The organism is Pseudomonas sp. 008 (assembly GCF_016861935.1).
In the GTDB taxonomy this organism is placed as follows: Bacteria; Pseudomonadota; Gammaproteobacteria; order Pseudomonadales; family Pseudomonadaceae; genus Aquipseudomonas.
The window spans coordinates 92279-107355 of record NZ_BOMA01000009.1 but is presented as its reverse complement, the minus strand read 5'-3'; the positions used below and the strand labels follow the sequence as shown (position 1 = coordinate 107355).

Annotated in this window: 12 protein-coding genes; 9 read left to right on the top strand and 3 right to left on the bottom strand. The window is 60.3% G+C overall.

Going from position 1 to position 15077, the window contains the following annotated elements:
- Positions 1–200: 200 nt before the first annotated feature.
- Complete coding sequence (locus tag JUI81_RS19230; protein WP_204124833.1) at positions 201–2114, bottom strand: sigma-54-dependent Fis family transcriptional regulator; 1914 nt, start codon at positions 2112–2114, stop codon at positions 201–203.
- A gap of 479 nt (positions 2115–2593) precedes the next feature.
- Between JUI81_RS19230 and JUI81_RS19225 the strand changes: the two genes are divergently transcribed.
- The 9 genes from JUI81_RS19225 to JUI81_RS19185 all read left to right on the top strand — a co-directional run bounded on the left by JUI81_RS19225 (position 2594) and on the right by JUI81_RS19185 (position 11958).
- Positions 2594–4114, top strand: coding sequence for an aldehyde dehydrogenase family protein (locus JUI81_RS19225; protein WP_018925737.1), 1521 nt, complete (start codon positions 2594–2596; stop codon positions 4112–4114).
- Between the two features lie 190 nt (positions 4115–4304).
- Complete coding sequence (gene eat / locus JUI81_RS19220) at positions 4305–5675, top strand: ethanolamine permease (protein ID WP_019581359.1); 1371 nt, start codon at positions 4305–4307, stop codon at positions 5673–5675.
- A 120-nt stretch (positions 5676–5795) separates the two neighbouring features.
- The gene (locus JUI81_RS19215) at positions 5796–7190 is read left to right on the top strand and encodes an ethanolamine ammonia-lyase subunit EutB (RefSeq protein ID WP_018925735.1); all 1395 of its coding nucleotides are present in this window, start codon (positions 5796–5798) and stop codon (positions 7188–7190) included.
- An 8-nt stretch (positions 7191–7198) separates the two neighbouring features.
- The gene (eutC, locus tag JUI81_RS19210; protein WP_204124832.1) at positions 7199–8023 is read left to right on the top strand and encodes an ethanolamine ammonia-lyase subunit EutC; all 825 of its coding nucleotides are present in this window, start codon (positions 7199–7201) and stop codon (positions 8021–8023) included.
- Between the two features lie 113 nt (positions 8024–8136).
- Entirely contained in the window at positions 8137–8598 is a 462-nt protein-coding gene (locus JUI81_RS19205; RefSeq protein WP_028938831.1) for an N-acetyltransferase, read from the top strand.
- A gap of 268 nt (positions 8599–8866) precedes the next feature.
- Positions 8867–9523: a DedA family protein gene (locus tag JUI81_RS19200; protein WP_096479485.1), complete on the top strand. Its 657-nt coding sequence runs from the start codon at positions 8867–8869 to the stop codon at positions 9521–9523.
- A 6-nt stretch (positions 9524–9529) separates the two neighbouring features.
- On the top strand, positions 9530–10342 hold the full coding sequence (locus tag JUI81_RS19195) for a zinc-dependent peptidase (protein ID WP_204124831.1): 813 nt from the start codon (positions 9530–9532) through the stop codon (positions 10340–10342).
- Positions 10343–10455: 113 nt separating this feature from the next.
- Positions 10456–10983, top strand: coding sequence for an inorganic diphosphatase (gene ppa, locus JUI81_RS19190; protein WP_007933577.1), 528 nt, complete (start codon positions 10456–10458; stop codon positions 10981–10983).
- Positions 10984–11211: 228 nt separating this feature from the next.
- Positions 11212–11958 carry a helix-turn-helix transcriptional regulator gene (locus JUI81_RS19185; RefSeq protein ID WP_204124830.1) on the top strand — a complete coding sequence of 249 codons (747 nt, stop codon included), beginning with the start codon at positions 11212–11214 and terminating at the stop codon, positions 11956–11958.
- Between the two features lie 688 nt (positions 11959–12646).
- On the opposite strand, the gene JUI81_RS19180 is transcribed toward JUI81_RS19185, so the two are convergent.
- Positions 12647–13453 (bottom strand): YfaP family protein, encoded by an 807-nt coding sequence (locus JUI81_RS19180; protein WP_204124829.1) that lies wholly within the window; start codon positions 13451–13453, stop codon positions 12647–12649.
- Positions 13454–13456: 3 nt separating this feature from the next.
- Complete coding sequence (locus JUI81_RS19175; RefSeq protein ID WP_204124828.1) at positions 13457–15076, bottom strand: DUF2300 domain-containing protein; 1620 nt, start codon at positions 15074–15076, stop codon at positions 13457–13459.
- Position 15077 lies beyond the last annotated feature (1 nt).

Below are 15077 nucleotides of genomic sequence, written 5' to 3'. Positions count from 1 at the left end.
GAAAATCGCACTCTTTAGCTGAACGTGACACAACCGCTTGGCTGATCGAGCGCATTTTTTTGTGGCGAGGGAGCTTGCTCCCGCTCGGCTGCACAGCAGTCGTAACGTTGGCAGCCGTGATCCGGCTAATACACCACGTTGGCTGGTTTTGGGGCTGCTTCGCAACCCAGCGGGAGCAAGCTCCCTCGCCACAAAAACGCTTATCGGGCGATACCGTGTTTGCGCAGCTTCCGGTAGAGGGTATTGCGGCTCACACCCAACTGTTCGGCGGTGTGGGTCATGTGCCAGCGCTGCTGTTCCAGTGCGTTGAGCAACGCCAACCGCTCGGCATCGTCCAGCGGATACTCGGACGGCGCTTCAATCGTCGCCACCGTCACCGGCCGGGCCTGACGAATCATCGCCGGCAAATCTTCCAGCCCGATCCGACCGCCGTCACACAACGCCGCCAGGGTCCGCAGCACATTGCGCAACTGCCGCACGTTCCCCGGCCAGGCAAAATCCAGCAAGGCCTGCCGCGCCGCTGCATCAATCAATACCGTCTCCCCGCCCGCCTCTTCGGCCAACAGAAAGTCGAGCAACTGTGATTTATCCGTGCGCTCGCGCAACGCTGGCAATGCGACTTCCAGCCCATTGAGCCGGTAATACAAATCCTCGCGGAAACTGCCGTCCTGCACCCTTTCGAGCAGGTTACGGTGAGTGGCGCTGATGATCCGCACATTGACCGATTCCGGCTCGCCGCCAATCGGCACCACCTGACGGTCTTCCAGCACCCTTAATAGCCGGGTCTGCATGCTCAGCGGCATGTCACCGATTTCATCCAGGAATAAAGTTCCGCCATCGGCCTGCTGCAACTTGCCACGCATGCCCTCCTTGCGGGCACCGGTGAAGCTGCCGCCGCGATAGCCGAACAACTCGCTTTCGATCAGGCTTTCGGGGATCGCCGCGCAATTGAGGGCGACGAACGATTTTTCCGCCCGTTGACTGGCCTGATGCACGGCCTTGGCGAAAGCCTCCTTGCCTGAGCCGGTTTCGCCGTTGATCAGCAACGGCACGTCCCGTTCGAACACCCGCAAGGCCTTGCGGAAGTCTTCCTGCAACGCGGCATCGCCCAGGCAAATACCCGACAGCCGTGGACGCTCGGCCACTGCCGGGCGTTGCACCACGGGTGCAGGAATGCTGCGCGGCTGCCCGCGCAACACGGCAAACAGACGGCGCCCGTCGCGGGTGCGCAACGGCCAACTGGCGCTGGCATTGGCGCTCGCGCGGCCGAGCAACTCATTCAGCGAGCAGTCGAAAAACGCCTCCACCGGCTGGCCCAACAGCCCGCCACGAATATGCCCCAGCAAATTCAGCGCGCTCTGGTTGACCGCACAGATCCGCCCTTCCCCGTCGAACGCCAGCAGCCCTTCGCTGAACAGTCCGACGGATTCGGCCTGCAAGTGAAAACGCAGCAGCCATTGATTGTCGAAGTAACGCAGGAAATAACAGCTCTCGATCATCTTCGCCGACAGATTGACCAGGGCCATGGTGTGAAACTGGCTCTGCCGCGAAACCTCATGACGCGCCGAAGACACGTCAAGCACCGCCAACAGTTCACCATGAGGGTCGAACACCGGGCTTGCCGAGCAGGTCAGGCCGGTGTGGCGGCCACGAAAGTGTTCGTCCTGGTGAATGGTCAGGGACTGGCGCTCCACCAGGCAGGTGCCGATGCCGTTGGTACCTTCGCAGGCTTCGCTCCAGTCGGCGCCAAGCCAAAGGCCGGCGCGTTCGAAAATCTTTCGTTCGGCGGGCGCGGTGACGCAGTTGAGGATCACCCCGCGAGCGTCGGTCAGCAACACTGCGTGGCCGGCGCCGGAGAGTTGCTGGTGGAGGCTGGTCATTTCGTTGCCGGCGATCTGCAGCACTTGCTGCAAGCGTTCGCGGCTTTCCAGGATGCGGGCATGTTCCAGCACCGTCGGCGCCATGGTCAGGGCCGGGTCGAGGTGATAGTCCTCAAGGCAACGCAGCCAGGAGCGGGCAATGGACGGATCGCTGCCGGGACCGTGCAGGTGGGACTTACCCTGGGTCACGGTCAACACTTGCTGGGCATGGCGACTCAAATGGTTGTCGTGCATTTCTTATTATTCTCCCCGATAGGTGAGTGCCTACCTATAACCACTTCCTGTGGCGAGGGGGCTTGCCCCCGTTCGGCTGCGCAGCCGTCGTAAATCCTGAGCATGCGGTGTATCTGGTAAATCGAGGTGAATGGTTTGGGGGCTGCTTCGCTGCCCAACGGGGGCAAGCCCCCTCACCACGCAAGCTCCCTCGCCACAGAGGATTACCTGTGGGCCATTTGAGGCCCAGCATCCTCCAGCCATCGACGCATTGCAATGCTGGCAAGACCCATCGGTCACAGGTTGTGCCACAAGCGGTACAAAGTGTCACACGGGTTGTACCGCAAGCGTCACAAGCCCCGCCCAGCCGTCCGACAAAAAACACACAAGTCCTTGATTTAACTGACCTGCAAGGCGGTGGCCCAACCTTTGCTCTACGCTTGTTACCGCGCTCTGGCGCGTCCTCCCTTATAAGCACAAAAGCCAAGGAGAAACCCATCATGCGTTACGCTCACCCAGGCACTGAAGGCGCTATCGTTTCGTTCAAGAGCAAATACGGTAACTACATCGGCGGCGAGTTCGTCGCGCCTGTCAAAGGTCAGTACTTCACCAATACTTCGCCGGTCAACGGCCAACCGATCGCCGAATTCCCACGCTCCACTGCCGAAGACATCGAAAAAGCCCTGGACGCCGCCCATGCCGCCGCCGATGCCTGGGGCGCCACGTCCGCCCAGGCACGCTCGCTGGTGCTGCTGAAAATCGCCGATCGCATCGAACAGAACCTGGAACTGCTGGCGATCACCGAGTCCTGGGACAACGGCAAGGCCGTGCGTGAAACCCTCAACGCCGACATCCCGCTGGCCGCCGACCACTTCCGCTACTTCGCCGGTTGCATCCGCGCCCAGGAGGGCAGCGCCGCCGAGATTGACGGCAATACCGTGGCCTATCACATCCATGAACCGCTGGGCGTGGTCGGGCAGATCATCCCGTGGAACTTCCCGATTCTGATGGCCGCCTGGAAACTCGCTCCGGCCCTGGCCGCCGGTAACTGCATTGTCCTCAAACCTGCCGAGCAAACCCCGCTGGGCATTACCGTGCTGATGGAACTGATCGGCGACCTGCTGCCACCTGGCGTGCTCAACGTGGTGCAAGGCTTTGGCAAAGAAGCCGGTGAAGCCCTGGCCACCAGCAAACGCATCGCCAAGATCGCCTTCACCGGTTCGACTCCAGTCGGCTCGCACATCATGAAATGCGCCGCCGAAAACATCATTCCGTCCACCGTGGAGTTGGGAGGCAAGTCGCCGAACATCTTCTTCGAAGACGTCATGCAGGCCGAACCGTCCTTCATCGAGAAAGCCGCTGAAGGTCTGGTGCTGGCATTCTTCAACCAGGGCGAAGTTTGCACCTGCCCGTCCCGCGCCCTGGTACAGGAGTCGATCTACGACGAGTTCATGGAAGTTGTCATGAAAAAAGTCCTGCAGATCAAGCGTGGCGACCCGCTGGACACCGACACCATGGTCGGCGCCCAGGCGTCCGAGCAGCAATTCGATAAAATCCTTTCGTACCTGGACATCGCCAAGGGCGAAGGCGCCGAGCTGCTGACCGGTGGCAAGGTGGAAAAACTCGAGGGCAGCCTGGCGACCGGGTATTACATCCAGCCGACCCTGCTCAAGGGCACCAACAAAATGCGCGTGTTCCAGGAAGAAATCTTCGGCCCGGTGGTGAGCATCACCACCTTCAAGGACGAAGCCGAGGCCCTGGCCATCGCCAACGACACCGAGTTCGGCCTGGGTGCCGGCCTCTGGACCCGCGACATCAACCGCGCCTACCGCGTGGGCCGCGCCATCAAGGCCGGTCGCGTGTGGACCAACTGCTACCACCTGTACCCGGCACACGCCGCGTTCGGTGGTTACAAAAAGTCCGGCGTCGGCCGTGAAACCCACAAAATGATGCTCGATCACTATCAGCAGACCAAAAACCTGCTGGTGAGCTACGACATCAACCCGTTGGGCTTCTTCTAAAAACCGGGGGCGATACAGGTATTTCTGTGTCGCCCTTCAGAAGGCCATCGCGGGCAAGCCCGCGATGGTGTCCTTAAACCCTCCTTCATCGCCCTGCCGGTCTGGCATGGGCTTTGCGTGCCCGCTCTACACCTGAACGCCACACCCGAAAGTCCAACAGATCAAACAATAAAAAAGACAGAGAGGACTTATGACTTCTACTACACAGCTCAAACCCACACTCGGCACCCTGCATCTATGGGGCATTGCCGTCGGCCTGGTGATTTCCGGCGAGTATTTCGGCTGGAGTTATGGCTGGGGCACCGCAGGTACCCTGGGTTTTCTCGTCACCGCATTGATGGTGGCGACGATGTACACCTGCTTCATTTTCAGTTTCACCGAATTGACCACCGCCATTCCCCACGCTGGCGGGCCGTTTGCCTACAGCCGCCGAGCCTTCGGCGAGCGAGGCGGACTGATCGCCGGCATCGCCACCCTGATCGAATTCGTCTTTGCGCCACCGGCAATTGCCATGGCCATCGGCGCCTACCTCAATGTGCAATACCCGGAACTGGACCCGAAGATCGCCGCTGTTGGCGCCTATTTCGTGTTCATGACCCTGAATATCCTCGGCGTCAGCATCGCGGCCACCTTCGAACTGGTGGTCACCGTGCTCGCCGTCGCCGAATTGCTGGTGTTCATGGGTGTGGTCGCACCGGGCTTCAGCTTCAGTAACTTCGTGCTCAACGGCTGGTCGGGCGCCAATGAATTCAGCATGGCCTCGATTCCCGGCATCTTTGCGGCCATCCCGTTCGCGATCTGGTTTTTCCTCGCTATTGAAGGCGCAGCCATGGCCGCCGAAGAAGCCAAGGACCCGAAACGCACGATTCCCAAGGCTTACGTCAGCGGCATTCTGACCCTGGTGTTCCTCGCCATCGGCGTGATGGTCATGGCCGGCGGTGTCGGCGACTGGCGCCAACTGTCGAACATCAACGACCCGCTGCCTCAGGCGATGAAAGCCGTGGTCGGCAACAACTCGAGCTGGATGCACATGTTGGTGTGGATCGGTCTGTTCGGCCTGGTGGCGAGCTTCCACGGGATCATTCTGGGTTATTCGCGGCAGTTCTTCGCCCTGGCTCGCGCCGGTTACCTGCCGGCTTCCCTGGCCAAACTGTCGCGCTTCCAGACCCCGCACCGGGCGATCCTGGCGGGCGGCGTGATCGGCATCGCGGCGATCTACAGCGACGGCCTGGTCAACCTGCAAGGCATGACGCTGACGGCTGCAATGATCACCATGTCGGTATTCGGCGCCATCGTGATGTACATCATCAGTATGCTGAGCCTGTTCAAACTGCGTAAAACCGAACCCAACCTGGAGCGCACCTTCCGCGCGCCGGGCTACCCGATCGTACCGGGGATCGCGCTGTTTCTGGCGGTGGTGTGCCTGGTGGCGATGGCCTGGTTCAACGCGCTGATCGGCTGTGTGTTCCTCGGTTTCATGGTGGCCGGTTACCTGTATTTCCAACTGACCGCCAAGCAACGCGCCGATGCGCCGGCAGATGCGATGCTCGAAGGCGTCTGAAATGCACCGGCGCCGGGCTGACTCCCGGCGCCCGCCCTATTGAAGTGCACCAGAACCCGCTCCCACAGGGGTTTTAGTGGTGCATTTGAGATATTTATTGAATCAGGAGGACACCGTCCCATGGCCGTATTTGCCCATACCGTCGGCGCCCAGACCTACCGCTTCGACAGCCTCAAGGAGGTCATGGCCAAAGCCAGCCCGGCGCGCTCCGGGGACTTTCTGGCCGGCGTTGCCGCCCTCAACGATGGCGAGCGGGTGGCCGCGCAGATGGCCCTGGCCGACACCCCGCTGGCCCACTTCCTGGAGGAAGTGCTGATCCCTTACGAGGCCGATGAGGTCACCCGACTGATCATCGACACTCACGACAAACAGGCTTTTAAAGCGGTCAGCCACCTCACCGTCGGCGGTTTCCGCGACTGGCTGCTCAGCGAAGCCGCCGATGAACAAAGCCTGCGCGCCCTCGCCCCCGGCCTGACCCCGGAAATGGTCGCCGCCGTGTCGAAGATCATGCGCGTGCAGGATCTGGTGCTGGTGGCGCAGAAAATCCGCGTGGTCACCAAGTTCCGCGGCACCCTGGGCCTGCGCGGCCGGCTCTCGACGCGCCTGCAACCCAATCACCCCACCGACGAACCGGCCGGCATCGCCGCCAGCATTCTCGACGGCCTGCTGTACGGCAACGGCGACGCGATGATCGGCATCAACCCGGCCACCGACAGCATCGCTTCGATCTGCGCCATTCTGGAAATGCTCGACGCGATCATCCAGCGCTACGATATTCCGACACAGGCCTGCGTGCTGACCCACGTCACCACCTCCATCGAGGCAGTCAATCGCGGGGTTCCGCTGGACCTGGTGTTCCAGTCAATTGCCGGCACCGAAGCGGCCAACGCCAGTTTCGGCATCAACCTCAACGTTTTACAGGAAGGCTACGACGCGGGTTTGAGCCTGAATCGCGGCACATTGGGCCAAAACCTGATGTATTTCGAGACCGGCCAAGGCAGTGCCTTGTCGGCCAACGCCCACCACGGCATCGATCAACAGACCTGTGAAACCCGCGCCTACGCCGTGGCACGGCATTTCAAACCGTTTCTGGTGAACACCGTCGTAGGCTTCATCGGCCCGGAATACCTCTATAACGGTAAACAGATCATCCGCGCCGGGCTCGAAGACCACTTCTGCGGCAAGCTGCTGGGCGTACCCATGGGCTGCGATATCTGTTACACCAACCATGCCGAAGCCGACCAGGACGACATGGACACTCTGCTGACCTTGCTGGGTGTAGCCGGGATCAACTTCATCATGGGCATCCCCGGCTCCGACGACATCATGCTCAATTACCAGACCACCTCGTTCCACGATGCCCTCTACGCCCGGCAAACCCTGGGCCTGAAACCGGCGCCGGAGTTTGAACAGTGGCTGGCGAACATGGGCATCTTCACCCAGGCGGACGGCAAAATTCACTTCGGCAACAGCCTGCCACCGGCGTTCCGCCAGGCATTGGCGCAACTGGGATGAGTGTTTATATGGATAAGCCCCCCGTCGATCCGCAAAATCCGTTGCTGGAACTGCGTCGCCTGACCCCGGCGCGCATTGCACTGGGTCGCACCGGCACCAGTATGCCGACCAGCGCGCAACTGGACTTCCAGTACGCCCATGCCCAGGCCCGGGATGCGGTGCACCTGCCTTTCGATCACTCGGCGCTCAGTTCGCAACTGACCGAGCGTGGGCGTGAGAGTTTGCTGCTGCACAGTGCCGCCACGGATCGGAACAGCTATTTGCAGCGCCCCGATTTGGGGCGCAAGTTGAGTGATGAGTCAGCGCAGACTCTGCGTGATTACGCGCGAGCCCATCCAGGCGGGGTGGATCTGGCTGTTGTGGTGGCCGATGGTCTCTCGGCACTGGCCGTTCATCGCCACACCTTGCCGTTTCTGGCACGCATGGAAGAACAGACAGCTATCGAAGGCTGGTCCCTGTCGCCGGTGATTCTGGTGGAACAAGGCCGGGTTGCGGTGGCTGACGAGATTGGCGAGCTGCTGGGCGCAAAAATGGTGGTCATTCTGATCGGGGAACGCCCTGGATTAAGCTCTCCAGACAGCCTGGGGCTGTATTTCACCTATAATCCCAAGGTCGGACTGACAGATGCCTACCGCAACTGCATCTCGAATGTCCGGCTCGAAGGCTTGAGTTACGGCATGGCGGCACACCGTTTGCTGTATTTGATGCGCGAAGCCTGTCGGCGGCAGTTATCGGGGGTCAGTCTGAAGGACGAAGCCCAGGTTCAGACGCTGGAGTCGGACACAGGAGCAGGTTTGAAAGGTAATTTCCTACTCAGCCCGCCGGATGCCTGAACCGTTTCCGCATTGCGTTTCTATTCCGGTTTAAGGCAGGATCGATGCACGGCCGCCAAGGGTTTCCTATCGCCGTCACCATGTAAGACAGCCACTTGAAGACGAGACCTACCATGCGGATTATTCAAGCGACCCTCGAACACCTGGACCTGCTGACCCCGTTGTTCGTCAAATATCGCGAGTTTTACGGTTCCCTGCCGTATCCGGACTCGTCCCGAGCGTTCCTCGAAAAGCGCCTGCGGCGCAAAGAGTCGGTGATCTACCTGGCCCTGGCCGATGACGACAACAACAAACTGCTGGGTTTCTGTCAGTTGTACCCGAGCTTTTCGTCTCTTTCGCTCAAACGCGTATGGATCCTCAACGACATCTACGTCGCCGAAGACGCCCGACGCCAGTTGGTGGCCGACAACCTGATCCGCACCGCGAAGAAAATGGCCAAGGAAACCAATGCCGTGCGCATGCGCGTTTCCACCAGCAGCAACAACGAAGTCGCGCAGAAGACCTACGAATCCATCGGGTTCAGGGAAGACACCGAGTTCAAGAGCTACGTGTTGCCGATCAGTGACGAACTTTAAAGTCACCAAGAAGATCGCAGCCTTCGGCAGCGCCTGCATTGACCGAGGCAACCTCGAACCTGTAGGTGCTACCGAAGGCTGCGACCTTTTCCGACAAACCCCGTAACACATCGACATTCCTCGCTACAAACTCGACGCGTTTTTCACTTTTCACCCCGTATAATGCCCACACCTCACGACTCGTAAGAAAAATCACACCCCGCTGTAGTCTTACGCGAAGCTATCCGCACAGGCCTGCTGAGTCGGGCCATCACCACAGGTGCTTTCCATGGATTTCAACCCGATCGACGTTATTCTGCATCTCGATGTTTACCTCGAGATGCTGGTGAACAACTACGGAGCATGGATCTACGCCATCCTGTTCATGGTGATCTTCTGCGAAACCGGGCTGGTGGTGATGCCGTTCCTGCCGGGCGATTCCCTGCTGTTCATCGCGGGCGCCGTGGCGGCCGGTGGTGGCATGGATCCGGTACTGCTGGGCGGCCTGCTGATGCTGGCGGCGATCCTCGGCGACAGCACCAACTACGTGATCGGCCGCACCGTCGGCGAACGGCTGTTCAGTAACCCGAACTCGAAAATCTTCCGCCGCGATTACCTGCAACAAACCCACGATTTCTACGACAAACATGGCGGCAAAACCGTGACCCTGGCGCGTTTCATGCCAATCATCCGTACCTTTGCCCCGTTCGTCGCCGGCGTAGGCAAAATGCCTTACCCGCGTTTCTTCGCCTTCAGCATATTCGGCACCATCCTCTGGGTGGGTGGCTTGGTAACCCTCGGCTACTTCTTCGGCAACGTACCGTTCATCAAGAAAAACCTGTCGCTGCTGGTGGTGGGTATCATCCTGGTGTCGCTGCTACCGATGATCATTGGCGTAATCCGCAGCCGTCTCGCTAATGGCGCGTCCAAAGCCGAACCCCGCTGACTGACGATGTGGTCCCTTAGCGCCTGGCGACGCCGGCGCACCCTGGCCAGGCATCCGATTGCCGACGACATGTGGCAACGGGTGCGCCATCACCTGAGCTTCCTCGATGGCATCAGCGCGGCCGAAGACCAGTGGCTGCGCGAAGCCAGCGTGCTGTTCCTGCAAGACAAACACCTGACCGCCCTGCCCGGCGTCGAACTCCACCAGGAGCAGCGCCTGCTGCTCGCCGCCCAGGCCCAATTACCGCTCATGCATTTGGGTGATCTGAACTGGTATCAGGGCTTTCACGAAGTCATCCTCTACCCCGACGATTTCCTCAGCCCCCAGCGCCATCGCGATGCCAGCGGCGTCGAACACGAATGGGACGGCGAACACAGCGGCGAAGCCTGGCAGCAAGGCCCGATCATCCTCGCCTGGCCCGGCGTGATGGCCAGCGGTGGCTGGGAAGGCTACAACCTGGTGATCCACGAACTCGCGCACAAACTCGACATGCTCAACGGCTCCGCCAATGGCCTGCCACCGCTGCACGCCGACATGCGCGTCAGCGACTGGGCCAAGGTCATGCAGGAAGCCTATGACGACCTCGACCGGCAACTGGAGCGCAACCCGGACGCTGAAACCGCCATCGACCCGTACGCCGCGGAAAACCCCGCCGAGTTCTTCGCGGTCACCAGCGAATACTTCTTCAGCGCCCCGGATCTGCTGCACGAGGCTTATCCACAGGTCTACGAGCAGTTGAGGCTGTTTTACCGGCAGGATCCCTTGGCAAGGCTTAGGCAACTTCAGGCCAATGATCCGGTCTATCAAGCTCACGACTAAGGTCTACACGACCTCTGGCACATAGCAACGGTGGCGGAATATGCCTATAATCGCCGCCACTTTTTGGTCAATCCGGCCAAGTGTTTTTGGTCAACTAACGGGGGCACCGCCCAATGAGCTACAGCAAGATTCCGGCTGGCAAAGACCTGCCGAACGACATCTACGTCGCGATCGAGATCCCGGCCAACCACGCGCCGATCAAATACGAAATCGACAAAGACAGCGACTGCCTGTTCGTTGACCGTTTCATGGCCACCCCGATGTTCTACCCGGCCAACTACGGTTACATCCCGAACACCCTGGCTGACGACGGTGATCCCCTCGACGTGCTGGTCGTGACTCCTTACCCGGTTGCTCCAGGTTCGGTGATCCGCGCGCGTCCAGTCGGCATCCTGAACATGACCGACGACGGCGGCGGCGATGCCAAAGTCATCGCAGTCCCACACGACAAGCTGTCCCAGCTGTACGTGGACGTGAAGGAATACACCGACCTGCCAGCCCTGCTGATCCAGCAGATCGAGCACTTCTTCGCGAACTACAAAGACCTCGAAAAAGGCAAATGGGTGAAAATCGAAGGCTGGGACGGCGCAGACGCCGCCCGCGCCGCGATCACCAAGTCGGTTGCCGCCTACAAAGGCTGAGAAGCAACGGTTAGTTTCTAGCCTCACGCTTCAAGAAAAACCCCGGTTGATCCGGGGTTTTTTGTGCCTGCCTGGAACGCTTTTAACAATGAGTTTTGAGCATTTCGGCCTGGGTGTTTGCCTGTTTATTTTTTACGAAAAGCGTCTTACATCCGGTCTTAAATTTCCCTCGAAATTTGAACGGGTCGTTTATTCAAACCCCCAGCCTGCGCCCGTAGACTCGTGTTTATGAAAAAGAACACTAGCGGCCCACGGTTCAGAGCGCTCCTCGAAGCAGCCAACATCACAACGACAGGATTTGCCGCTTTCTTCGACACGGAAGCGCAAAATATCCACAACTGGTACACCCGTGGTGTGCCCGCTTATCGCATGGAAGAAGTCTCCCGACTTCTGTCTGTAAACAGTGACTGGCTGAAAACCGGCGAAGGCCCTAAAGAGTCCTCGCGCCTGCGTGTGCTCGACGAGTCTGGCAACACCTTCGACGCCCAGGCCATCCGGGGCATCTACACGGTGATCGAGCCCATCGACGTCGAACTGCCCTTCTTCAAAGAGACCGCCACCGCCCCAGGCTCCAACAAAACCCACGTCGTCGAAGACCCAGGCCAATCCATCCGCCTGCCCCACAGCCACCTCGACTCCCTGGAAGTCAAACATGCCAATGCCATCTGCACCCATATGATCGGCAACAGCATGGCCGAAAAGATTGAAGACGGTTCTACCCTCGCCATTGATCGCGGGCTTACGCAGATTATCGATGGCGAGATCTATGCGATCGAACATGACGGGATGTTGCGAATCAAGTACCTGCACCGGATGCCCGGGAATGCGCTGCGGCTGCGCAGCCACAACAGGGCTGAGTATCCGGATGAGATCTTCAATGCCGAACAGATCGACAAGCAGAACATCAGGGTATTGGGATGGGTGTTCTGGTGGTCCACGCTCAACAAACGCAGACCATCCGTACCGTTCCTGTAAATACGAAGCCCTGGGATCCAATGTGGCGAGGGGGCTTGTCGGAACGCCGCACCGCCCCGTTCGACTGCGCAGCAGTCGCAAACCTGAACATGCGGTGCTTCGGGATTACCCACTTCAGGGACGCTACGCGCCCCAACGGGGGCAAGCCCCCTCGCCACAGGGTCAAAGCGGCCACACAAAATCATTCCCGCAAAGCTCTACCCCGCACGCCAAGCTGGGAATTCCTCAAAAAAATCAGTATGCTGCGCCCCACATTTGCGCATCGACCCTTTCCAAGGCTCAGATCGCACCGACAAGGCAGATCACTTTCTCGCCAAGTCCCACAGCCGGACGCAAGATCCGGGTGTACGTTTTGAAGGCTGGCGCGGTTTACCAAAAATAAACCAAGCCAGTCCCCGAGAAGCCGGCCACAAGCCGGCTTTTTAATGCCCGGAATAATCCCGCGCCCTCCCTTCGAACCAACCTCAGCCCCCTCATCAAGCACCGCACTCCTTGTAGCAGCTGGCGAAGCCTGCGTCCGGCTGCGAAGCAGTCGTAAAATCAGGCAACCGGTTCTTTCAGGAAGACCGTGTACAGCGGATATGCGAGGACTTCGGTCGAGCGCGACCCCGGCTCGAACGCAGCCTCGCGGCCTCGGCAGCTGCTACGGATTGGATAGAGGTCTCAGCAGTGCCGAGACGATCTCCCCTCACGGATAACTAAACCCCTTAACCAACGTCAACTCCCCCACCGCCCGCATCGGCACCAGGAACGTTTCCATCTTTTCATCAGGCGTCCCCTCCTCCGTAATCACTGTCATTTGCGCGGTGGTCAGCGGCTGAACCGCATCCTCCTGCCCTTCGTCATCACTGCGATACCCACCACCGTAGTAGTTCACGTACACCAGGTATTGCCCCTTGATCGGCGCCGGCATGGCGAAGATTTCCGGGCCGTAGCCAGTGGTCACGTCCACATCCAGCGCCGCACCATTGGGCGCGACACGGTCGCCGTACCAGATGTGTGCGCCATCGGGGGTGATGAGGTGCAGGTCCAGGTCCGTGCCGTCGCTGTCCCAAGCCAGCAGCACGCGCAATTTGGCTGGGGTGGCGCCGCCGTTGGCGTTGAGGAACTGCGCGCGGTGGCGTTGTTGGCCATCGGGGCTGCGGACTTCAACGCTGTTGCTGCCTTTGGGGAATGAGAACGGGCGGTCGAAGCGACCGGCGGGGTCAATTTTCAACGGCATGCTGACGCCGTTGACGATCAGCTTGCCGGGTTCATTGCTCTTGGGGGTGGATTGGATCTGGCCGGTAATGCGCGCCGTGTTGGCCTGGCCCACCGGGGTGTTGACCGACGAGGCCGGGTAATTGACCGTCTGACGAAAGCTTTCGCCTTCGCCTTCAGGGGCGCCGGTACGCCAGCCGCCAATGGGCGTATCAAGTTTGACGGCGGCAAATGTCGCTGGCAGTACGCAAAAAGCGCAAAGCAACAGCAAGACCTGTGGATAACGGAGTTTCATGGCCTATTCCAGCAAGAGGTGACGGGCGAGCCCTTCGATGTAGGTTTCATCCTGGCCGTTAGGGTGTGCTTCGAAGGCCAGGTGCAGGTATTCGTGGGTCAGGTCGAGGCGGTCTTGCAACGACAGCACGCCGCGTACGTAGATGCGCTGGCGTTCACGGTCGACAAACGGACGACCAAAGGCCAGGCGGCAGACGGCGAAAGTGCTGACTTCGTTGTAGCCAACTTCGCTTTCGAGTCGTTGGCGCCAGCCGCGGCGCTGGTTTTGCAGCCAGTCTTGCGCGGCGGGCAGCGCTTCGCAGGAGGCGACCGGGTTGTCCCAGCGACTGAGGCTGGCGCGCGGGTAGGCATGCAGCAGAATGGCGTCGTAGCGTTGACCGGCATTGGCTTGTTCGACGGCTTGCTGCCAGGAGAGTTTGTCCGGCCCCGGTTGGTCGGAGTGATAGGTGACGTTGCTGCCGGCGAGAACCAGATCGCTGGTCCACGAGGCAATGTTGCGCGATTCAGTGGCGGCCGGACGTGGCGCGACGCGCTGTCGACTGCTGCTGTCATCGATGTTCAGGCAGTCGCCGTTGCGAGTGGCGTTCTGCAGCAGGTAGGTGCGGATCGCTACGGCCAGGGCTTTGGCCGCTTCGACGGGTTCAGGCCTGGCTTCACGCTGCAGGACGCGGGCGACGTATTCTTCACGATCGAGGCGCGCGACGAGCTTGTCTTTGAGCAAGAACAACTCGCCGTCGCTGTGGATATCGAGTTGATTGCCGTTGGCGAACTCGACGCGGTAGTCGCCTTGCAAAGGGCCGGGCGCTACAGCGCGATCCCCCGACAGCACGCGTTTCAGTGGATAACGCGCGAACAGACCGACCTCAACGCACTTCCCTGCCTCGGCTGGCCATGACGACGGCAGCACCGTCGCCAGCGCCTGCCCATAGGTGCGCAAGACCATCTGACTGGTGCCGCGCCCACCAGCCCAGATCGGCGTGCCGTCTACCGTCCAGCCCGCGAATCCGCCTTGGCGCGACGAAGGATCCTGATCCCCCAGCCAGCTCCAGGTTTTCACCCGCAACCGACCACCGAGTTCACCCACGACATTGCCGTCCGCGGCATTGAGCAAAACATCGAGCAACACCCTTCGGGCCTGATCCTGCGCGGGCATTACGGCCAGCACCTTCAGCAGCTCAGCCACCGAAACCCGGGTCTGGGGTTGCAACGACGGCAAGTCCAGCAACCACTTCGGCGCTTGCTTCGCCTGCCAATACTCGCGCCACTGCGTGCCGGTAATGCCCAGGCGTGCAGGCTCAAAGTACAACCCGCAGGACTTCACCAACGCCTGATCGCGCCCGATCGTACCGCCCGCCGTGCAGCAATAAACTTCTTCCTTCGATTGCCCGCGACATTCATAAGCGGGCTCGCGCGCGCCGGTGTCCACCAGCCAACCGTAGACAAACAGCTTCCACAAGCTGCCCAACGGCGTCTGCAAATCATCAGGCAATGGCTCACGCGAGATCACCTGAGTCTGGCTCAACGCAAGCAGCTCACCCTTGAAACCCAGGCGCAGCGGCTCGTCCTGCGCTGTCGCCAGCGCAGGAATCAAACACAGCAACCACCAGACCAGACACCGGGTCATG